This is a genomic window from Nocardioides ginsengisoli, from assembly GCF_039537225.1.
In the GTDB taxonomy this organism is placed as follows: Bacteria; Actinomycetota; Actinomycetes; order Propionibacteriales; family Nocardioidaceae; genus Nocardioides; species Nocardioides ginsengisoli.
The window spans coordinates 22128-39904 of record NZ_BAABAC010000039.1 but is presented as its reverse complement, the minus strand read 5'-3'; the positions used below and the strand labels follow the sequence as shown (position 1 = coordinate 39904).

General features: G+C 72.2%; 22 protein-coding genes and 1 riboswitch. Of the genes, 16 read left to right on the top strand and 6 right to left on the bottom strand.

Features of this window, described 5'->3' with window-relative positions; translation table 11 throughout:
* Nucleotides 1-58 precede the first annotated feature (58 nt).
* On the top strand, nt 59-1486 hold the full coding sequence (locus tag AB4880_RS20325) for a WS/DGAT/MGAT family O-acyltransferase (RefSeq protein ID WP_367921032.1): 1428 nt from the start codon (nt 59-61) through the stop codon (nt 1484-1486).
* Here the strand turns inward: AB4880_RS20325 and AB4880_RS20320 are convergent.
* Nucleotides 1449-2357 (bottom strand): alpha/beta fold hydrolase, encoded by a 909-nt coding sequence (locus AB4880_RS20320; protein WP_367921031.1) that lies wholly within the window; start codon nt 2355-2357, stop codon nt 1449-1451. The genes AB4880_RS20325 and AB4880_RS20320 overlap by 38 nt on opposite strands.
* Nucleotides 2358-2390: 33 nt before the next feature.
* On the opposite strand from AB4880_RS20320, the gene AB4880_RS20315 reads away from it, so the two are divergent.
* The 5 genes from AB4880_RS20315 to AB4880_RS20295 are packed head-to-tail and all read left to right on the top strand — an operon-like array spanning nt 2391 to nt 7102.
* Entirely contained in the window at nt 2391-4586 is a 2196-nt protein-coding gene (locus AB4880_RS20315; RefSeq protein WP_367921030.1) for an acyl-CoA dehydrogenase family protein, read from the top strand.
* Nucleotides 4583-5161 (top strand): FAS1-like dehydratase domain-containing protein, encoded by a 579-nt coding sequence (locus AB4880_RS20310; protein ID WP_367921029.1) that lies wholly within the window; start codon nt 4583-4585, stop codon nt 5159-5161. The genes AB4880_RS20315 and AB4880_RS20310 overlap by 4 nt, the downstream gene beginning before the upstream one ends.
* Nucleotides 5158-5547, top strand: coding sequence for a Zn-ribbon domain-containing OB-fold protein (locus AB4880_RS20305; protein ID WP_367921028.1), 390 nt, complete (start codon nt 5158-5160; stop codon nt 5545-5547). The genes AB4880_RS20310 and AB4880_RS20305 overlap by 4 nt, the downstream gene beginning before the upstream one ends.
* Nucleotides 5544-5933 carry a MaoC family dehydratase gene (locus AB4880_RS20300; RefSeq protein WP_367921027.1) on the top strand — a complete coding sequence of 130 codons (390 nt, stop codon included), beginning with the start codon at nt 5544-5546 and terminating at the stop codon, nt 5931-5933. Before AB4880_RS20305 ends, AB4880_RS20300 begins: the two co-directional genes overlap by 4 nt.
* The gene (locus tag AB4880_RS20295) at nt 5930-7102 is read left to right on the top strand and encodes a lipid-transfer protein (protein WP_367921026.1); all 1173 of its coding nucleotides are present in this window, start codon (nt 5930-5932) and stop codon (nt 7100-7102) included. Before AB4880_RS20300 ends, AB4880_RS20295 begins: the two co-directional genes overlap by 4 nt.
* A 34-nt stretch (nt 7103-7136) precedes the next feature.
* Here the strand turns inward: AB4880_RS20295 and AB4880_RS20290 are convergent, their stop codons facing one another.
* Nucleotides 7137-7631, bottom strand: coding sequence for a cupin domain-containing protein (locus AB4880_RS20290; protein ID WP_367921025.1), 495 nt, complete (start codon nt 7629-7631; stop codon nt 7137-7139).
* Nucleotides 7632-7652: 21 nt separating this feature from the next.
* Complete coding sequence (locus AB4880_RS20285) at nt 7653-7796, bottom strand: hypothetical protein (protein ID WP_367921024.1); 144 nt, start codon at nt 7794-7796, stop codon at nt 7653-7655.
* An 87-nt stretch (nt 7797-7883) separates the two neighbouring features.
* Nucleotides 7884-8013: riboswitch (FMN riboswitch) on the top strand.
* A 133-nt stretch (nt 8014-8146) separates the two neighbouring features.
* Between AB4880_RS20285 and ribD the strand changes: the two genes are divergently transcribed.
* From ribD to AB4880_RS20250, 7 genes are read left to right on the top strand one after another with little or no spacing between them, the layout of a single operon-like run.
* Nucleotides 8147-9163: a bifunctional diaminohydroxyphosphoribosylaminopyrimidine deaminase/5-amino-6-(5-phosphoribosylamino)uracil reductase RibD gene (gene ribD / locus AB4880_RS20280; RefSeq protein ID WP_379229381.1), complete on the top strand. Its 1017-nt coding sequence runs from the start codon at nt 8147-8149 to the stop codon at nt 9161-9163.
* On the top strand, nt 9163-9771 hold the full coding sequence (locus tag AB4880_RS20275; protein ID WP_367921022.1) for a riboflavin synthase: 609 nt from the start codon (nt 9163-9165) through the stop codon (nt 9769-9771). The genes ribD and AB4880_RS20275 overlap by 1 nt, the downstream gene beginning before the upstream one ends.
* On the top strand, nt 9768-11060 hold the full coding sequence (locus tag AB4880_RS20270) for a bifunctional 3,4-dihydroxy-2-butanone-4-phosphate synthase/GTP cyclohydrolase II (protein WP_367921021.1): 1293 nt from the start codon (nt 9768-9770) through the stop codon (nt 11058-11060). Before AB4880_RS20275 ends, AB4880_RS20270 begins: the two co-directional genes overlap by 4 nt.
* Before the next feature lies 1 nt (nt 11061).
* The gene (ribH, locus tag AB4880_RS20265) at nt 11062-11550 is read left to right on the top strand and encodes a 6,7-dimethyl-8-ribityllumazine synthase (RefSeq protein WP_367921020.1); all 489 of its coding nucleotides are present in this window, start codon (nt 11062-11064) and stop codon (nt 11548-11550) included.
* A 45-nt stretch (nt 11551-11595) separates the two neighbouring features.
* Complete coding sequence (locus AB4880_RS20260; protein ID WP_367921019.1) at nt 11596-11859, top strand: phosphoribosyl-ATP diphosphatase; 264 nt, start codon at nt 11596-11598, stop codon at nt 11857-11859.
* Nucleotides 11860-11870: 11 nt separating this feature from the next.
* Nucleotides 11871-12713, top strand: a complete 843-nt coding sequence (gene hisG / locus AB4880_RS20255; protein ID WP_367921018.1) for an ATP phosphoribosyltransferase — start codon at nt 11871-11873, stop codon at nt 12711-12713.
* Between the two features lie 2 nt (nt 12714-12715).
* Nucleotides 12716-13192, top strand: a complete 477-nt coding sequence (locus AB4880_RS20250) for a PH domain-containing protein (protein WP_367921017.1) — start codon at nt 12716-12718, stop codon at nt 13190-13192.
* A 69-nt stretch (nt 13193-13261) separates the two neighbouring features.
* On the opposite strand, the gene AB4880_RS20245 is transcribed toward AB4880_RS20250, so the two are convergent.
* Genes AB4880_RS20245 through AB4880_RS20235 form a run of 3 tightly spaced genes read right to left on the bottom strand, consistent with a single transcriptional unit; the run spans nt 13262 to nt 15933 of the window.
* Nucleotides 13262-14173 carry an aldose 1-epimerase family protein gene (locus AB4880_RS20245; protein ID WP_367921016.1) on the bottom strand — a complete coding sequence of 304 codons (912 nt, stop codon included), beginning with the start codon at nt 14171-14173 and terminating at the stop codon, nt 13262-13264.
* Nucleotides 14174-14183: 10 nt separating this feature from the next.
* Nucleotides 14184-14720, bottom strand: a complete 537-nt coding sequence (locus tag AB4880_RS20240) for a uridine kinase family protein (RefSeq protein WP_367921015.1) — start codon at nt 14718-14720, stop codon at nt 14184-14186.
* Entirely contained in the window at nt 14704-15933 is a 1230-nt protein-coding gene (locus AB4880_RS20235; protein ID WP_379229357.1) for an alanine racemase, read from the bottom strand. The genes AB4880_RS20240 and AB4880_RS20235 overlap by 17 nt, the downstream gene beginning before the upstream one ends.
* 26 nt (nt 15934-15959) lie before the next feature.
* Between AB4880_RS20235 and AB4880_RS20230 the strand changes: the two genes are divergently transcribed.
* The 3 genes from AB4880_RS20230 to rpmI all read left to right on the top strand — a co-directional run bounded on the left by AB4880_RS20230 (nt 15960) and on the right by rpmI (nt 17746).
* Nucleotides 15960-16508, top strand: a complete 549-nt coding sequence (locus tag AB4880_RS20230) for an SseB family protein (protein WP_367921013.1) — start codon at nt 15960-15962, stop codon at nt 16506-16508.
* A gap of 263 nt (nt 16509-16771) precedes the next feature.
* Complete coding sequence (gene infC, locus AB4880_RS20225) at nt 16772-17488, top strand: translation initiation factor IF-3 (protein WP_367921012.1); 717 nt, start codon at nt 16772-16774, stop codon at nt 17486-17488.
* Nucleotides 17489-17551: 63 nt separating this feature from the next.
* Nucleotides 17552-17746, top strand: a complete 195-nt coding sequence (gene rpmI / locus AB4880_RS20220; RefSeq protein ID WP_028654205.1) for a 50S ribosomal protein L35 — start codon at nt 17552-17554, stop codon at nt 17744-17746.
* Nucleotides 17747-17777: the final 31 nt, after the last annotated feature.

The following is a 17777-nucleotide window of genomic DNA, read 5'->3' as shown; positions in this document are numbered from 1 at the left end:
AGGATATCCGGCTCGTTGTGAGAAACTAGTACGTGTTCTAGTGCCATGGGGGAATGAAATGGATCGTCTGTCCGGGCTCGACGCGAGCTTCTTGTACCTCGAGACGCCCGCGCAGCTGATGCATGTGTGCGCGGTGATGGTCCTCGACCCGACCACCATGACGACGCCGTACTCCTTCGAGGTGCTGCAGCGCGAGATCGACCTGCGGGTGCGCGACGTCCCTGCCTTCACCCGCAAGGTGCGCGGCGTCCCGCTCGGCCTCGACCACCCGGTCTGGGTCCGCGACAAGGCGTTCGACATCGAGCGCCACGTGCACCGGCTCGCGCTCCCCACCCCGGGCGGGTACGACGAGCTCACCGACCTGTGCGCCCACCTCGCCTCGCTCCCGCTCGACCGCTCCCGCCCGCTGTGGGAGATGTGGGTCATCGAGGGCTACCGCCCCGAGGGCGGGGAGTCCGAGGGGGAGAAGGTGGTGGTCTTCGCCAAGATGCACCACGCCACCGTCGACGGCGTCTCCGGCTCCAACCTGGTCTCGCACCTGTGCTCGATCGAGCCCGACGCCGCGCCGATGGTCACCGACGAGCAGCCGGCCCACCCGCGCGACCCCGGCCGCCGCGAGCTGCTGGGCCGCGCCGTCCTCGGCACCGCCGCGCGTCCGGTCACGCTGGTCAAGGTGCTCAAGCCGTCGGCCGAGCTGGTGACCAAGAGCATCGGCCGCGCCCGCAGGGGGACGGCGATGGCCGCACCCTTCTCCGCGCCGCGGACCTCCTTCAACGGCACCATCACCTCGCACCGCTCGATCGCGATGGCCGACCTCGACCTCGACGAGATCCGCCGGATCAAGAAGGTCACCGAGACGACGGTCAACGACGTCGTCCTCGCAGTGGCCGGCGGCGCCCTGCGCGCCTATCTCGCCGAGCGCGACGAGCTGCCGGAGTCGTCGCTGCTGGCGACGGTCCCGGTCAGCGTCCGCGACAGCTCGCGTCGCTCGACCGGCGCCAACAAGGTGTCCGCGCTGTTCACCAAGCTCGGCACCGACATCGACGACCCGCTCGCGCGGCTGCGGATGCTCTCCGAGCGCAACCTGCACGCCAAGGAGCACCACAACGCGATCAGTGCCGACGCGCTGCAGGACTGGGCGGAGTTCGCCGCGCCGCGCACCTTCGGCCTCGCGGTCCGCGCGTACGCCAACCTGCGTCTCGCCGAGCGGCACCCGGTGGTGCACAACCTGGTCATCTCGAACGTCCCCGGACCGCCGATCCCGCTCTACTTCATGGGCGCCCGGATCGACGCGCTGTGCCCGCTCGGCCCGGTCTTCCACGGCGCCGGTCTCAACATCACGGTGATGTCGAACGCCGGGCAGATGCACGTCGGGGCCATCGCCTGCCGCGAGTCGATGCCCGACACCGACGCGCTGGTCCGGCACTTCCCGGCCGAGCTGGCCCGCCTCAGTGAGGCTGTCGGAAGTCTCGCCGGCGAGCGTTGACGGTCGCGGCCGCCTCGACCATCTTCGGCACGAACTTCTCGGCCGCCAGCACGCAGCCGGCGTGCCCGTCGTCGACCTCGTGGATCGTCGCACCCGGGATCGCCCGGGCCAGCGCGATCTGCCGTGGCGTCGGGATCACCCGGTCGCGCATCATCACCACGACCGCGGTCGGGACGTCGATCCGTCCGAGCCACGGCCGCGAGTGGTGTCGGCCGAGCGCGGCGAGCGCCTGGCCGACCGCCCACGGGCTGGTCGACCGGAACTCCCGCAGCGCCCACTCGTGCATGTCCGAGGGGCCGAGGTCGACGCCGCGGGCGGCGGCGCGCGCGGCCTTGAGCGCCGTACGGGAGCGGGAGACGCCACGCAGCGCGAGCATCGTCGTCCCCATGCCGAAGAAGAAGCCGCGCTCGGCCGGCGTGAGCTGGAAGCGGTCGGTCGTCGCGCCCAGCACGAGCCCCTGGACGACGCCCGGGTGCTGGCGCCATACGCGCTGCGCCACGATCGAGCCCATCGAGTAGCCGCCGACGATGACGTCCTCGAGCCCGAGGACGTCGATCAGCGCGGCCACGTCGTCGGCGCAGTCGACCAGCGAGAACTCCTCGCTCTGGATGCCCTGCCCGTGCCAGCGCTGGTCGAGCGTCACCACCCGGAACCGCTGCGACAGCGGCCGGATCGCGGGGAACCAGGTGAGCAGGCCGGTCGTGCCCAGCGCGTGCAGCAGCACGATCGTGGGAGAGTGGGGGCTCGGCCCCGGCGTGTCGGTCACGTACGTCGCGCCGCGCCCCGGCAGCTCGACCATCCGCCCGGCGGGAAGATCGGTCCAGGGCAGGTAGACGCGGCTGCGCGCGACGTCCAGTGGGAAGACGGCCATGCGCGCCAGACTAGAACACGTTACAGTTTGCGTGTGGATGCAGAGGCGATCAACGCAGTCCGCGCCGTCGTCGGCGAGGTGCTGGAGCGGGACAGCGACGCGCGCGAGTGGGCGGCCTGGGCCGCTGCCGGCCTGACCTCGCTCCCGGTCCCCGAGGAGTACGGCGGCGAGGGGCTCGGCCTCGACGCGGTCGCCGTGCTCCTCCGCGAGTCGGGCCGCCGGGCCGTGCAGGTGCCGGCGTGGGAGACGCTGTGCTGCGGCGCGCTCACCCTGGCCGACCACGGCACCGACGCCCAGCGCAAGGAGCTGCTCCCGGGCATCGCGTCCGGCGAGCTCGTGGTGAGCCCCGCGCTGCGCGGCGCCGCGTCGTACGCCGAGGGCACGGTCTCCGGCCGCAAGCTCGCCGTCACCTACGCCGAGCGCGCGCACCGCCTGCTCGTCGTCGCCCAGGACGGCGACCGCGCGGTCGTCGCGCTCGTCGACCCTGCCGGCCCGGGCGTGACGCTGCTGCCCGCCAGCGTGGCGAGCAGCACCCCGCAGCACACCGTCGTCCTCGACGGCGCACCCGCCGAGCTGCTCGACGAGGGTGCCGCCGCGCGTCTCGACGCCCTGGCCCGTGCGGGGCTCGCGACCACCGCGGCCGGCGTGCTCGCCGGCGCCCGCGACCTGACCGCCGACTACGTCAAGGGCCGCAAGCAGTTCGGCCGGGCGCTGGCCGAGTTCCAGGCCGTGTCGCTGCAGATGGCCGACGTCTACGTCGCCTCGCGGACCCTCGACCTCGCCGCCGACAACGCCGTGTGGCGGGTCTCCGAAGGCCTCCCGGCCGGTGACGACCTCGCCGTCGCGGGCTACTGGACGAGCCAGGTCGCGCCGTACGCCTTCCGGACCTGCCACCACCTGCACGGCGGCATGGGCGTCGACATCACCTACCCGCTCGTCGACTACTCGACGTGGGGGACCGACCTCGCGCACGCGCTCGACACGCTTGCCGAGGACGTCCCGGTCGAGTCCGCCGACGCCAAGAACCTCGAGCTCACCGACGACCAGCGTGCGCTCAAGGCACGGCTGCGCGAGTACTTCGGCGGCGTCGCGGCCGAGTTCGACGGCATCCACGACCCGGTGGCGTCAGCCGACGGGGAGCGAAGCGACCGACGTCTCCCGGTCGAGGGCGCGTGGAACCGGCACGGACCGACGTACGAGCGGATGATCCGCCGGCTCGGCGCCGACGGCTGGATGGGCGTCGGCTGGCCGACCGAGTACGGCGGCCACGGGCTCGGTGAGATCGAGCAGACCATCTTCGCCAACGAGGCGCAGTACGCCGACGTGCACCTGCCGTCGGTGACCCTGCAGACGGTCGGCCCGACGCTGATCCGCTACGGCACGCAGCTGCAGAAGGACATGTTCCTCTCGCGGATCCTCGCCGGCGACGTGCACTTCGCGATCGGCTACAGCGAGCCCGACGCCGGCACCGACCTCGCGTCGCTGCGCACCACGGCCCGGCGCGACGGCGACCACTACGTCGTCAACGGCCAGAAGATGTGGACCACCGGCGGGCACCAGGCCGACTACCTCTGGCTGGCCGTGCGGACCGACCCCGACGCCCCGAAGCACAAGGGCATCTCGATCCTCATCGTCGACACCTCGGACCCGGGCTACAGCTGGACGCCGATCATCACCGCCGACGGCTCGCACCACGTCAACGCGACGTACTTCAACGACGTGCGCGTCCCGGTCGAGATGCTCGTCGGCGAGGAGAACCAGGGCTGGAAGCTGATCACCACCCAGCTCAACCACGAGCGCGTCATGCTCGGCCCGGCCGGCCGGATCGAGGGCCTGCGCGACCGCGTCGTGCGCTGGGCCGACGCGGCCGGCGTCCGCGACCGTTCCGATGTGCGGGACCTGCTCGGCAAGGCCACCGCGATCTTCCGTATCAACGAGCTGCTCAACTGGGAGGTCGCGCGGGCCGCGGCCGCCGGCGAGATCAAGGTCGCCGACGCGTCCTCGTCGAAGGTGTTCGCCTCCGACCAGGTGCAGCACCTGCTCGCCGATCTGATCGCGCTCGTGCACCGGCACGGGGACGCGGGAGAAGAGGGGACGAAGGAGTTGCTCGACTATCTCGACGCGCAGGCCAAGCGGAACCTGGTGCTCACCTTCGGTGGCGGCGTCCAGGAGGTGCAGCGCGAGCTGATCGCGATGTTCGGCCTCGGCCTGCCGCGGGTGCCGCGATGAGCGCCGACACGACCGTGTCCCAGGAGCTGGTCCCGGCCGACGTGCACGAGCACGTGCTGGCCGAGGCGGAGCGGATCAAGGGCTGGGGCGAGGCCGCTGAGCGGTTCGCGCGCGACGAGGTCAACCAGCCGACCATCAACAACTGGCTCGAGGCGATGGGCGTCGACAACCCGCGGTTCACCGCGGGCGAGGCGCCGCCGTCGATGGCGCAGGTCTGGACGATGTACGGACTCGGCGGCAAGCCGTCGCAGGACGACCCGCTGCACTCGATGATGCGGGTGCTGACCGACGCCGGCTTCACCGCCGTCCTCGGCACCAACTGCGAGCAGTCCTACGAGCGCTACCTGAAGGTGGGGGAGCAGTTGCGCGTCACCACCGCGCTCGACTCCGTCGTCGGCCCGAAGGCCACCGGCATGGGCGTCGGCTACTTCGTCACCTCGCGCAACACCTGGTACGTCGAGCACCCCGACGGCTCCAGCGAGAAGGTCGCGACGATGCTCTTCCGCGTCCTCAAGTTCATCCCGAAGGCGACCGAGGGAGCCACGCGAGCACAGGCCAAGGAGGCGCAGGCATGAGCGGCCCGGTGCGGCCGGTCGTCAGCCGCGACAACGCCTACTTCTTCGAGGGGACGGCGGCCCGCGAGCTGCGCATCCAGAAGTGCAACGCCTGCGGCGTGCTGCGCCACCCGCCCGGCCCGGCCTGCCCGGACTGCGGCGCGTTCGACCGCGGCTACGTGGTCGCCGCCGGCACCGGCACGGTGTTCTCCTACCTCGTGCACCACGCCCCGCAGGTGCCCGGCAAGGAACTGCCGCTCGTCATCGCCCTGCTCGACCTCGACGAGGGCGTGCGGATGGTGGCCGAGGTGACCGAGCCGGTCGAGATCGGCGACCGCCTGCAGGTGGGCTGGAACGTGATCGACGACGACCTGACCCTCCCGATCTGGACGAAGGTGGAACGATGAGCGCGCAGCTGAAGGTGGGCGACCGGCTCCCGCAGTGGACGCTGCCGATCACGCCGACGCTCGTGGTGTCGACGGCGATCGCGACCCGCGACTTCCAGGACGTGCACCACGACCGGGACATCGCGCAGGCCGCCGGGTCGAAGGACATCTTCGTCAACATCCTCACCTCGACGGCGCTCTGCGAGCGCTATGTCACCGACTGGGCCGGCCCGGACGTGCAGATCCAGGGGATCTCGATCCGGCTCGGCGCCCCGGCGTACCCCTACGACAGCTTCACCTTCACCGGTGAGGTGACCGCGGTCGAGGACGGCACGGCGACGATCAAGGTGGTGGGCGCGGTCTCTCTCGGCGACCACGTCATCGGAACGGTACGGGTGGCGGCATGACCGAGCGCACCCTCTCCGGCAAGGCCGCGATCGCGGGCATCGGCGCCACCGAGTTCTCCAAGGAGTCCGGTCGCTCCGAGCTCCAGTTGTCCGTCGAGGCGGTCCGGCACGCCCTCGCCGACTGCGGTCTCACGCCCGCGGACGTCGACGGGCTCGTCACGTTCACGATGGACACCTCGTCCGAGATCGCCGTCGCGCGCGAGCTCGGCATCCCCGAGCTGCGCTTCTTCAGCCGGATCAACTACGGCGGCGGCGCGGCCTGCGCCACGGTCCAGCAGGCCGCGATGGCCGTCGCCACCGGCGTCGCCGACGTCGTCGTCGCCTACCGCGGCTTCAACGAGCGCTCCGGCGACCGCTTCGGGCAGGTCTCGACGTGGGCGGCCGCCCAGGTCAACACCAACGGCCTCGACAACGCCTGGACCTATCCGCTCGGCCTCTCCACGCCGGCCGCGACGGTCGCCATGCAGGCCCGTCGCTACATGCACGAGTACGGCGCCACGTCCGAGGACTTCGGCCGGGTCGCGGTCGCCGACCGCCGACACGCGGCCACCAACCCGGCCGCCTTCTTCTACGGCAAGCCGATCACCCTCGAGGACCACCAGGCCTCGCGGATGATCGCCGACCCGCTGCACCTGCTCGACTGCTGCCAGGAGTCCGACGGCGCGGTGGCCCTGGTCATCGTCTCCGCCGAGCGGGCCCGCGACCTGGCGCAGCGGCCGGCGTACATCGCGGCGGCGGCGCAGGGCTCGGGCAAGGACCAGTTCGTGATGACGTCGTACTACCGCGACGACATCGGCATCCCGGAGATCGGGGTCGTCGGCCGCGAGCTGTGGAAGCAGTCGGGGCTCACGCCCGCCGACATGCCGATGGCGATCCTCTACGACCACTTCACGCCGTACGTGCTCATGCAGCTGGAGGAGCTCGGCTTCTGCGGCCGCGGCGAGGCCAAGGACTTCGTCAAGGACGGCGCCATCGAGGTCGGCGGCCGGCTGCCGGTCAACACCCACGGCGGCCAGCTCGGCGAGGCCTACATCCACGGCATGAACGGCATCGCGGAGGGCGTGCGCCAGATCCGCGGCAGCTCGGTCAACCCGGTCGCGGACGCCGCGCACGTGCTGGTCACCGCCGGCACGGGCGTGCCGACGAGCGGGCTGATCCTCAGCGCCTGAGGGAGCGCGCACGACCGTCTGGGTCGGGGAGCGGTCAGCTCTCCTCGACCCAGACGTTGTCGTGCTCGCGCATGAACGCGTCGTACTCCTCCGGCGTCCACTGCTCGCCGCGCGCGAGCCGGTCGAGCCCCTCGAAGTAGGGCTCCCGCGGCGCGCCGGGCGCGAAGTGCAGCAGCATCGTGGCCGGCGCCCCGGACTCGTTGCGGAAGCCGTGCAGGCCGCCCGGCGGCACGTGCAGGAAGTCGCCGGCGCGCGCCGTCGTCCAGTCGTCGCCGGTGTAGATCCGCACCTCGCCGTCGAGGACGTAGAAGGACTCCGACATGGTCCGGTGGAAGTGCGGGCCCGGGCCGCTCACGGCCTCGGAGAACTCCCAGCGGTAGAGGCCGAACAGGCCGCCGGTGGCCTCACCGCGGGCCAGGTAGTGGACCCGGTTGCCGTTGGGATAGACGAGGTCGGGCTCGGACGTGCCCGGCCGCACCCAGGCCGAGATCTCGCCGTCGCCGTCGTACAGGGGCGGGGGATACGACATGGCCGCCACCCTACGGCGGGCTCACTCCGGCTTCTGGTTGTTTCCCAGCCCCACGCCGAGCGCGACGCCGAGCAGCAGCCCGAGGATGAGCAGGAAGAAGCGATCGGTCGCGAACCAGAACACCACGCCGCCGAGCGAGCAGACTCCGAGCGCGAGCCAGTTCATGCTTCGACGGTAGCGCGCATTCCCGTCCCGGTGACCGGGCCCACATCCCGCCCCGCGCCCGGGTGTGTCACCATGGTCGGCAAGAGCTCGCGTGCTCTGGGGTCGGTGAAAATCCGAACCGGCGGTGAAAGTCCGCGACCCGATCGCAGCCAGTGATCGGTTGACCAGGTGGGATTCCTGGACCGACGGTCAAAGTCCGGATGGGAAGCGCACGCACGAGCGTCCGACGGACGAGCCGGCCCAGCACGGCGAGACCGCCGGACGGTCCGCCAGCCCGTCGCCAGCCCCGGAGTCCGCATCCAGGACGACGAGAGGCAGCCGTGGCGCAGACCATCACCGAGGACGACGCGATGCGTCGCGCCATCGCCCTGGCCGCGACCCCCGGTGTCCCGCTCCACCCCAACCCGCGGGTCGGCTGCGTGCTGCTCGCGCCCGACGGAACCGTCGTGGGCGAGGGCTACCACCACGGAGCCGGCACGCCGCACGCCGAGGTCGAGGCGCTGGCCGTCGCGGGCGAGGCGGCACGCGGCGCGACCGCGATCGTCACGCTCGAGCCGTGCAACCACACCGGCCGCACCGGCCCGTGCGCGCAGGCCCTCATCGCCGCCGGCGTACGACGGGTGGTCGTCGCCCAGCGCGATCCCAACCCGCTCGCCAGCGGCGGCGCCGAGACCCTGCGCGCCGCGGGCCTCGAGGTCGAGACCGGCCTGCTCGCCGAGGAGTCCGAGGCGGTCAACCCGGCCTGGACGTTCGCCCACCGCCACGGCCGCCCGTTCGTCACCTGGAAGTTCGCGGCGACCCTCGACGGGCGCAGCGCCGCCGCCGACGGCACCTCCCGCTGGGTCTCGTCGCTGCCCGCGCGCCGCGACACCCACCGGCTCCGCGCGCTGTCCGACACCATGCTGGTCGGCACCAACACGGTCGACGTCGACGACCCCCAGCTGACCGTCCGCGACGACGACGACCGACCGGTCGCCGCCCAGCCGCTGCGGGTGGTGATGGGGGAGCGCGACCTCCCGGCCGACCGCCGGATCTTCGACGACGCGGCGCCGTCGCTCCACCTGCGCACCCGCGACCCCGAGCAGGCGCTGCGGACGCTCTACACCGAGCACGACCGCCACCACGTCTTCCTGGAGGGCGGCCCGACGCTGGCCGCGTCCTTCCTCGGCGCCGGCCTCGTCGACGAGGTCGTCACCTATGTCGCCCCGATGCTGCTCGGCGCCGGTCGCTCGGCCGTCGGCGACCTCGGAATCCCCACCATCGCGGACGCGTTCCGACTCGAGCTGCTCGACACCACCGTCGTCGGCTCGGGCCCGGAGGCCAACGTCCGGCTGACCCTGCGCCCCACCCTGAGAGGAACCCACTGATGTTCACCGGCATCGTCGAGGAGCTCGGCACCGTCACCGCCGTCGAGGACCAGGGGGACGCCATCCGGCTCACCATCGCCTCCGACATCACCCTGTCCGACGCCGGCCTCGGTGACTCGATCGCGGTCAACGGCTGCTGCCTGACCGTCGCCGAGCGCACCGACGGCACCTGGACCGCGGACGTGATGGCCGAGACGCTCGCCAAGACGAGCATCGGCGGGCTCGCCGTCGGCGACCGGGTCAACCTCGAGCGCGCGGTCACCGCGGAGAAGCGGCTCGGCGGCCACGTCGTCCAGGGCCACGTCGACGCCGTCGGCGAGGTCGTCGCCCGGACGCCCAGCGAGCACTGGGAGATCGTCGAGATCGCGATGCCCGCCGACCTCGGCAGGTACCTCGTCGACAAGGGCTCGATCACCGTCGACGGCACCTCCCTCACCGTCGTCGAGGCCGGCGACAGCACGTTCACCGTCAGCCTCATCCCCGAGACCCTGGCCCGCACCACGCTCGGCTTCCGGGCGCCCGGGGACAAGGTCAACCTCGAGGTCGACGTCATCGCCAAGCACGTGGAGAAGCTCGTGCGGGCCTACACCAAGGAGAGCAAGGCATGAGCGGCACGGATCACCCGGGCGGCACGGGCAGCAAGGTCCGCCTCGACGACGTCGAGCGGGCGATCGCCGACATCGCCGCGGGCCGGGCGGTCGTGGTCGTCGACGACGAGGACCGCGAGAACGAGGGCGACATCATCTTCGCCGCCAGCAAGGCGACCCCGGAGCTGATGGCGTTCACCATCCGCTACTCCAGCGGCGTGATCTGCGCGCCGATGCCGGGCGCGATGCTCGACCGGCTCGAGATCCCGCTGATGACCCCGCACAACCGCGACGCCTACCGCACGGCGTACACGATCTCGGTCGACGCCCGCGACGGCGTCAGCACCGGCATCTCCGCGGCCGACCGCGCCCACACGGTGCGGGTCCTGGCCGACTCGGCCACCGAGCCGTGGGAGCTCACCCGCCCCGGGCACGTCTTCCCGCTGCGCTACCGCGAGGGCGGCGTCCTGGTGCGTCGCGGCCACACCGAGGCCGCCGTCGACCTGTGCCGGCTCGCGGGCCTCACGCCGACCGGCGTCCTGGTCGAGGTCGTCAACGACGACGGCACCATGAAGCGCGCGCCCGAGCTGCGTGCGTTCGCCGACGAGCACGGCCTGGCGATGATCTCCATCGAGGACCTGGTCCGCTACCGCCGCCGCGTCGAGACCCACGTGGTTCGCGAGGCCGAGACCCGGCTGCCCACCGCCCACGGCGACTTCACCGCGATCGGCTACACGATCACCGTCGACGGCGGCGAGCACGTCGCGCTCGTCTACGGCGACCCGGCGGCGCTCGCCGACGGCGGCCCGGTGCTGACGCGGGTCCACTCCGAGTGCCTGACCGGCGACGTCTTCGGGTCGAGCCGCTGCGACTGCGGCCCCCAGCTCAACGAGGCGATGGACCGGATCGTCGAGGAGGGCAGCGGCGTCGTCGTCTACCTCCGCGGCCACGAGGGCCGGGGCATCGGCCTGGTCGCCAAGCTGCAGGCCTATCAGCTGCAGGACGGCGGCCGCGACACCGTCGACGCCAACCTCGACCTGGGCCTGCCCGCCGACGCCCGCCACTACGGCGCCGCCACCCAGATCCTCAAGGATCTCGGCGTGAGCGAGGTGCGGCTGCTCACCAACAACCCCGACAAGGTGGCCTCGCTCGAGGACTACGGCATCACCGTCACCGAGCGGGTCCCGCTGACGCCCCACCCCAACGGCCACAACCTCGCCTACCTGCTGACCAAGCGCGACCGGATGGGCCACGATCTCCCTGACCTCGACCCCGACCTGGTCCAGGCCGACCTCGAAGGAGCCAACTGACATGGCCGGACACGGCGCCCCCGACATCGCCCCCGTCGACTGCCACGACCTCCGGGTCGCGGTCGTCGCGGCGAGCTGGCACACCCAGGTGATGGACGGCCTCATCGCCGGCGCGCAGCGCGCGTTCGTCGACCACAAGATCGAGGCGCCCGTCGTGGTCCGGGTGCCCGGGACCTTCGAGCTGCCGGTGACCGCGGCGGCCCTCGCGCCGTCGTACGACGCCGTGATCGCGCTCGGTGTGGTCATTCGCGGCGGCACGCCGCACTTCGAGTACGTCTGCAGCGCCGCCACCGACGGACTCACCCGCGTCTCGCTCGACCACCACATCCCGATCGGCTTCGGGGTGCTGACGTGCGACGACGAGCAGCAGGCCCTCGACCGCGCCGGGCTCGACGGCTCGCGCGAGGACAAGGGCTACGAAGCGGCGTCGGCCGCGCTGCAGACCGCGGTCACGCTCAAGCGCATCCGCTCGCGCGGCTACGCGGGTTGAGACCGGTGGGGGTCGGCCTGCGCCGACGCCGTAGGCTGACCCCCTGTGAAGACGTTCGACGAGCTGTTCGCAGAGCTCAGCGAGAAGGCACAGACGCGGCCCGAGGGGTCCGGCACCGTCCGGGCGCTCGACGCCGGCGTCCATGCGATCGGCAAGAAGCTGATCGAGGAGGCCGCTGAGTCCTGGATGGCCGCCGAGCATGAGGGCAAGGAAGCCACGGCTCTGGAGATCAGCCAGCTGCTGTACCACGCCCAGGTCCTCATGATCGCGAGCGGACTCTCGCTCGAGGACGTCTACTCACACCTGTAGAGGGGAAACCCATGCTCAAGATCGCCGTCCCCAACAAGGGGGCCCTCTCCGAGTCCGCGTCCGCCATGCTCCGCGAGGCGGGCTACGCGCAGCGCTCGGAGTCCAAGCAGCTCACCAAGATCGACCCCGACAACGACGTCGAGTTCTTCTACCTGCGCCCGCGCGACATCGCGCTGTACGTCGGGGAGGGCACGCTCGACGCCGGCATCACCGGCCGCGACCTGCTCCTCGACTCGCGCTCGACCGCGGTCGAGTCGCTGACCCTCGGCTTCGGCCGCTCGAAGTTCCGCTTCGCCGCGCGCCCGGGCACGGCCACCGACGCCGGTGACCTGGCGGGCAAGCGGATCGCGACGTCCTACGACGGCGTGGTCAAGCGCTACCTCGCCGAGAAGGGCATCGACGCGACCGTCGTCCGCCTCGACGGCGCGGTCGAGACGAGCATCCAGCTCGGCGTCGCCGACGTGATCGCCGATGTCGTCGAGACCGGCAGCACGCTGCGCAACGCCGGGCTCGAGGTCTTCGGCGAGGTCATCCTCGAGTCGGAGGGCGTGATGATCACCCGCGCCGACGCCGACCCGAGCGCCCTCGAGGTCTTCACCCGCCGGCTGCAGGGCGTCCTCGTCGCTCGCGCCTACGTGATGATGGACTACGACATCCGCGCCGAGAAGGTCGAGCAGGCGATCGCGCTGACGCCGGGCATCGAGAGCCCCACCGTCAGCCCGCTTCATCGGGAGGGCTGGGTCGCCGTCCGCTCGATGGTGCAGCGCTCGTCGGCCCAGCGCGTGATGGACGAGCTGTTCGCCCTGGGCGCCCGCGCGATCCTCACCACCGACATCCACGCCTGCCGGCTCTGAGCATGGCCGAGCAGCCCGAGCAGCCTGAGGTGCCCACCCTGCCGCGGACCTGGCGTCCGTTCGGCCCGCGGATGGCGGCGGCTGTGTTCGCCGTCATCCTGGTGGGCGCGTTCGTGTGGCTGTGGGTGCGCTTCGACGACGCCACCAAGGCGTCGGTCAACGTCTACGAGCGCGGCACGGTCATCTTCTTCATCGGCCTCGGCCTCGCGCTGCTCAACGGCCTGGCCCGCTCGCGCGTCGTCGCCCGCCCCGACGGGCTGGTCGTCGTCAACGGCTATCGCAAGCGGACCTTCGCCTGGGCGGAGGTCGGCACCGTCCGGATGCCGCGCGGCGCCCCGTGGCCCTACCTCCTGCAGGTCGTCGACGGCGAGGAGGAGCGGATCTCGCTGCTCGGCATCCAGTCCTCCGACGGCGCCCGCGCCGCGACCGCCGTACGGGAGCTGAAGGCGATCGTCGCCGCCCACCGTCCGCCGAAGTAGCACCCTTCCGGCGCCGAGGTTGCACGCTTCCGGCGTCGAGCGGTGTGCCACCTCGGTGCGGGAACCCTGCTACTTCGGCGGGGGGAGGGCACGGACGCCCCAGCTCGCCGCGTACGTCGCCCGGGGCTCGAGCACCACGAGGTCCTCGCCCGAGTTGAACGCGTCCGGGGGAGCGGTCATCGGCTCGACCGCCACGCTCACCCGCGGGGTGGCGGTGTCGTCGGCGGTGTAGACCTGCAGCCAGCGGTGGTGCTCGTCGACCCACAGCGCCACCCCGGAGTCGCCGGCCTCACCGGCGCGCAGCGTGACCGTCGTCCGGCCCGAGGAATCGCGGTCGAGGTCGGTGTAGGCGTGGTTGAGTACGGCGTCCCCGATCGGCGCCGCGGTGACGAAGGCGTCGCCGGGTTCGCGGCCGACCGGCAGCAGCCGCTCGTCGTCGGTGACCAGGCGGATGTGGGCGGGCAGGGTCAGCGTCCAGTCGTCGCACGGCCCGCCACCGGCCCGCAGATAGGGATGCGCCCCCGACGCGTACGGCGCCGCCGCGTCCGCGAGGTTGGTCGCGGCCTGGGTGACGGTCAGCCCGTCCGCGCCCAGTGCATAGGTGACGGTGAGCGCCAGCGCCCACGGATAGCCGGTCTGCGCGGGCAGGAAGTACGACAGCTCCACGCGGTCGGCGCTCGCCGACACGAGCGACCAGGACGCCCAGCGCACCAGTCCGTGCGAGGCGTTGCCCCGCTTCGGCTCGGTCAGCGCGAGCTGCTGCGTGGCGCCGCCGAACTCGTAGCGCCCGTCGCGGATCCGGTTCGGCCACGGCATGAGCAGCTGCCCGCGTCCGGCCGACGGCATCGCGTCCTCGGCGAAGCCGTCGACGAGCTCGCGGCCGTCGTACGTCAGCGACCGCAGCGCGCCGCAGCCCTGGGTCACGACGGCGCGGTAGCCGTGGGCCGAGAGGACGTACTGCTCACCGGTGGGCGCGGTCACGACGCCCACCTTAGGTGCGGATGACCAGGTCGGCCCACGCCCGCGTGTCCTCGCGCGCGTGCAGCGCGGCCTCGTCGGCGAGCCAGTCGTCCCAGTGCGGGCGCATCTCCTCGCCGTCGCGGTCCAGCCACCGCGCCAGCCGTACGGCGAGCGGCGCCTCCACCCACACCAGCGCCGTCACCAGGTCCCGGTACGACGCCGCGGCGCTGCCCACGCCCTCGAGGACGAGCAGCGGCCCGGGGGAGACGGTGCGGGTCTCCGCCCAGCCGTCGGCGAGCCAGTCCCACCGTCGCCAGTGCCCGTCCCGCCCGGCGGCCAGGGGCCGCAGCAGCGCTTCGGTGGAGGCGGCGAGGCCGGGCAGTCCGCGCCAGCCCTCGAGCATCTCGTCGGTGCCGATGACGACGGCCTCCGGCGCGAGCGCGGCGAGGGCGCGGGCGAGCGTGGTCTTCCCCGAGCCCGCGAGCCCGTCGACGCAGATGAGCCGGCCCGCGCCGAGCGTCGGCGGCCGCGACAGCGCGAGCTCGAGGACGTCAGAAGGCGAGGCCATGACCGCGATAGGTCGCGACCGAGTCCACGAACGACTCGCCCTGCGCCAGCAGGACCGTGTTCGCGTGCTCGAAGGGCTCGCCCGACTTCGCGTGCCGGAACCACACCAGGTCGCCGATCGCCAGCCGCCGGGCGTTGGCGCCGACGAGCGGCGTCTGCACCTCGCCGGCGCCCTCGAGCCCGGTCAGGCTCAGGCCCGCGGGCGCCCAGGGCGTCGGCGCGCGGTCGGCGCCGGTGGGGCCGGACGCGATCAGGCCGCCGCCGTGGACGGTCGCGACCTCGGCGGAGGGCCGCCGGGTGACCGGCAGCCCGAAGAAGGCGGCGGGCGCGGGGGAGAAGGAGCGGTAGTGGTCGAAGAGGGTCGGTCCGAGCAGCCCCGAGCCGGCGGTCACCTCGGTCACGACCGGGTCGGCCGACGACGACTCGATCGAGCCCGAGCCGCCCGCGTTCCAGAACTCCAGGCCGCCGAGCGCGGCGAGCGCCTCCGCGATCGCCGCACGACGCACCTGCAGCTGCGCGACCGACAGCTGCTTGATCTTGCGGACGATCGCCGAGCGGGCCCGCTCGTGCGGCACCTCGTCCGGTACGCCGGCCACCTGGCCCTCGTAGGTCATCACGCCCACCAGGTGGAAGCCGGGCCGGTCGATCACGGTGCGGGCCAGCGAGGTCACCGCGCCGACGTCGTACAGGGGGGAGCGGCGGGGGCCGACCGCCCGGCCACCCCAGCGCAGGCCGGCGTCGACGTCGAGCGCCACCCGGACCGGCACGGCGGTCGACGCCCGCAGCGAGTCGACCAGGTCGAGGTGGGCGACGTCGTCGACCATGATCGCGATCCGCGAGGCGGCGCGCGGCGACGCGATGAGCGCGGCCAGCGCGGCCCGGTCGACGGACGGGTAGGCGACCAGGATGTCGTCGCAGACGTCGTGCTCGGCGAGCCACAGCGCCTCGGCGAGGCTGTAGGCCAGCACGCCCGCGAAGCCGTCGATCGCCAGCGCGCGGGTCACCAGCGCCGGCACGCGCAGCGACTTCGACGCCACCCGGATCGGGGTGCCGCCCGCGCGCCGGACCAGGTCGGCGGCGTTGGCGTCGAAGGCGTCGAGGTCGACGACGAAGGTCGGCGTCGGCAGCGGCTCCGGCCATGCGCGGACCGCCGCGTCGAGCCGGGCCGCGAGCTGGTTGCGTGCGACGAAGGAGTGGTGCTGCACGCTCGGCATGCTTCCACGGATGGCACGATGTGCGGGTGACCGCATCGCCGAACGAGCGTCCCGACGCCCGCCGCCTCCAGGGCTCGGAGTACGTCGACGACGACGGGTCCGCCGACCGGGCTCTCGCGACCGCGCTCGCCGCCGACGCCGGTGACGCCACCGGCGCGTCGTACCCGGTCGTGCTCGCGGCGCTGGCCACCGCGCGGCTGCTCGTGCCGGTGGTCGCGGTGCTCGGCGAGGTCGAGGTCGGCGACGACGGCCTGGCCCGCGACAAGACCAGCGACATGGCCGCCGTCCTGCTCACCGGCGCCGACGGCCGGATGGCGCTGCTGGCGTTCACCGACCTCACCACGCTCGCCGCCTGGGACCCGCAGGCCCGCCCGGTTCCGGTGGCCGCGCACCTGGCCGCTGCGACCGCCGTCCAGGAGGGCGCCGCCGCGCTCGTCGTCGACGTCGCCGGTCCGCACCCGTTCGTGGTCGAGGGCGACGACCTGGTGCGCATCGCGTCCGGCTGGCGGCCGGTCCGGCTCGACGACGGCGGCTGGGGCTGGCTCGGCTCCGCGGACGAGCACGTCGCGGATTAGCCCCGGCGGGAACAAGCCGGGTAGTATCTGGCGTTGACCGATCCGTCATGCCCATTCCTCGAGAGATCGAGGGGCGAGCGTGGCAGATCCACAAGCGGGGATCAGCACCATCGTCTCCCACCCGCCACGGCCGCCAGGTCGTCGGGTCCGGTCCATGGAGAGCCCTGCCGTCGGCCTCGCAGCAGCGAGACCGGTGGGCTGACGGGGCTCGTGACTGGCTTCCGCTTTGTGACTAGCGGGAGCCATCGTGCGTTTTACGCCGGATGTGCTCTCAACCGTTCGAATTTGGAGGACACATCAGCACCGAGCTGCGCATCAACGAGCGGATCCGGGTTCCCGAGGTCCGGCTCGTGGGACCCAACGGCGAGACCGTCGGCATCGTCCCCACCGACCAGGCCCTCAAGCTCGCGCAGGAGGCCGACCTGGACCTGGTGGAGATCGCCCCGATGGGCAAGCCCCCCGTCTGCAAGCTCATGGACTACGGGAAGTTCAAGTACGAGAACGCCCAGAAGGCCCGTGAGGCGCGACGGAACCAGACCAACGTCATCATCAAGGAGATGAAGCTCCGGCCCAAGATCGACGCGCACGACTACGAGACCAAGAAGGGTCACGTCGTTCGCTTCCTCAAGGCCGGCGACAAGGTCAAGATCACGATCATGTTCCGCGGCCGCGAGCAGCACCGCCCCGAGCTGGGCTACCGGCTGCTGCAGAAGCTGGCCGAGGACGTCCAGGAGCTGGGCTTCGTCGAGTCCAACCCCAAGCAGGACGGCCGCAACATGGTGATGGTCCTCGGGCCGCACAAGAAGAAGGCCGAGGCCAAGGCCGAGGTCAAGGCGGCCAAGGAGGAGCGTCGCGCCGAGCGCGAGGCCGAGGCAGCGATCGACGCCGCCGCGCAGGCCGAGCGCGTCGCCCAGAAGCCGGCCGCCCAGAAGAAGGAGCGGGGCCGCTCCGAGAATCTCGATCCCGAGATCGACGCCTGAGCCACGTCCGAGCCGCCCACGCGGACCGGGACGCCATCCGAAGTAACGAGAGATAGAGACGAGATGCCGAAGAACAAGACGCACTCCGGTGCCAGCAAGCGGTTCAAGGTCACCGGCAGCGGCAAGATCCTTCGCGAGAAGGCCGGCAAGCGCCACAACCTCGAGAAGAAGGCCTCCAAGGTCACCCGCCGCCTGACCGGAACGGTCGAGGTCGCCAAGAACGACGTCCCGCGCGCGAAGAAGATGCTCGGTCTCTGACCCGGCCCTTCCGTACTGAGCACGACACAAG

Excerpts from the sequence above, each read along its gene's own strand:
- AB4880_RS20295 (WP_367921026.1), top strand. The coding sequence starts at position 5,930 with ATGACCGAGCGCACCCTCTCCGGCAAGGCCGCGATCGCGGGCATCGGC.
- AB4880_RS20325 (WP_367921032.1), top strand. The coding sequence starts at position 59 with ATGGATCGTCTGTCCGGGCTCGACGCGAGCTTCTTGTACCTCGAGACG.
- AB4880_RS20290 (WP_367921025.1), bottom strand. The coding sequence starts at position 7,631 with ATGTCGTATCCCCCGCCCCTGTACGACGGCGACGGCGAGATCTCGGCC.
- infC (WP_367921012.1), top strand. The coding sequence starts at position 16,772 with ATGTGCTCTCAACCGTTCGAATTTGGAGGACACATCAGCACCGAGCTG.
- ribD (WP_379229381.1), top strand. The coding sequence starts at position 8,147 with ATGCGTCGCGCCATCGCCCTGGCCGCGACCCCCGGTGTCCCGCTCCAC.
- AB4880_RS20250 (WP_367921017.1), top strand. The coding sequence starts at position 12,716 with ATGGCCGAGCAGCCCGAGCAGCCTGAGGTGCCCACCCTGCCGCGGACC.
- AB4880_RS20275 (WP_367921022.1), top strand. The coding sequence starts at position 9,163 with ATGTTCACCGGCATCGTCGAGGAGCTCGGCACCGTCACCGCCGTCGAG.
- AB4880_RS20320 (WP_367921031.1), bottom strand. The coding sequence starts at position 2,357 with ATGGCCGTCTTCCCACTGGACGTCGCGCGCAGCCGCGTCTACCTGCCC.
- hisG (WP_367921018.1), top strand. The coding sequence starts at position 11,871 with ATGCTCAAGATCGCCGTCCCCAACAAGGGGGCCCTCTCCGAGTCCGCG.
- AB4880_RS20305 (WP_367921028.1), top strand. The coding sequence starts at position 5,158 with ATGAGCGGCCCGGTGCGGCCGGTCGTCAGCCGCGACAACGCCTACTTC.
- AB4880_RS20235 (WP_379229357.1), bottom strand. The coding sequence starts at position 15,933 with ATGCCGAGCGTGCAGCACCACTCCTTCGTCGCACGCAACCAGCTCGCG.
- AB4880_RS20240 (WP_367921015.1), bottom strand. The coding sequence starts at position 14,720 with ATGGCCTCGCCTTCTGACGTCCTCGAGCTCGCGCTGTCGCGGCCGCCG.
- ribH (WP_367921020.1), top strand. The coding sequence starts at position 11,062 with ATGGCCGGACACGGCGCCCCCGACATCGCCCCCGTCGACTGCCACGAC.
- AB4880_RS20285 (WP_367921024.1), bottom strand. The coding sequence starts at position 7,796 with ATGAACTGGCTCGCGCTCGGAGTCTGCTCGCTCGGCGGCGTGGTGTTC.
- rpmI (WP_028654205.1), top strand. The coding sequence starts at position 17,552 with ATGCCGAAGAACAAGACGCACTCCGGTGCCAGCAAGCGGTTCAAGGTC.
- AB4880_RS20300 (WP_367921027.1), top strand. The coding sequence starts at position 5,544 with ATGAGCGCGCAGCTGAAGGTGGGCGACCGGCTCCCGCAGTGGACGCTG.
- AB4880_RS20310 (WP_367921029.1), top strand. The coding sequence starts at position 4,583 with ATGAGCGCCGACACGACCGTGTCCCAGGAGCTGGTCCCGGCCGACGTG.
- AB4880_RS20270 (WP_367921021.1), top strand. The coding sequence starts at position 9,768 with ATGAGCGGCACGGATCACCCGGGCGGCACGGGCAGCAAGGTCCGCCTC.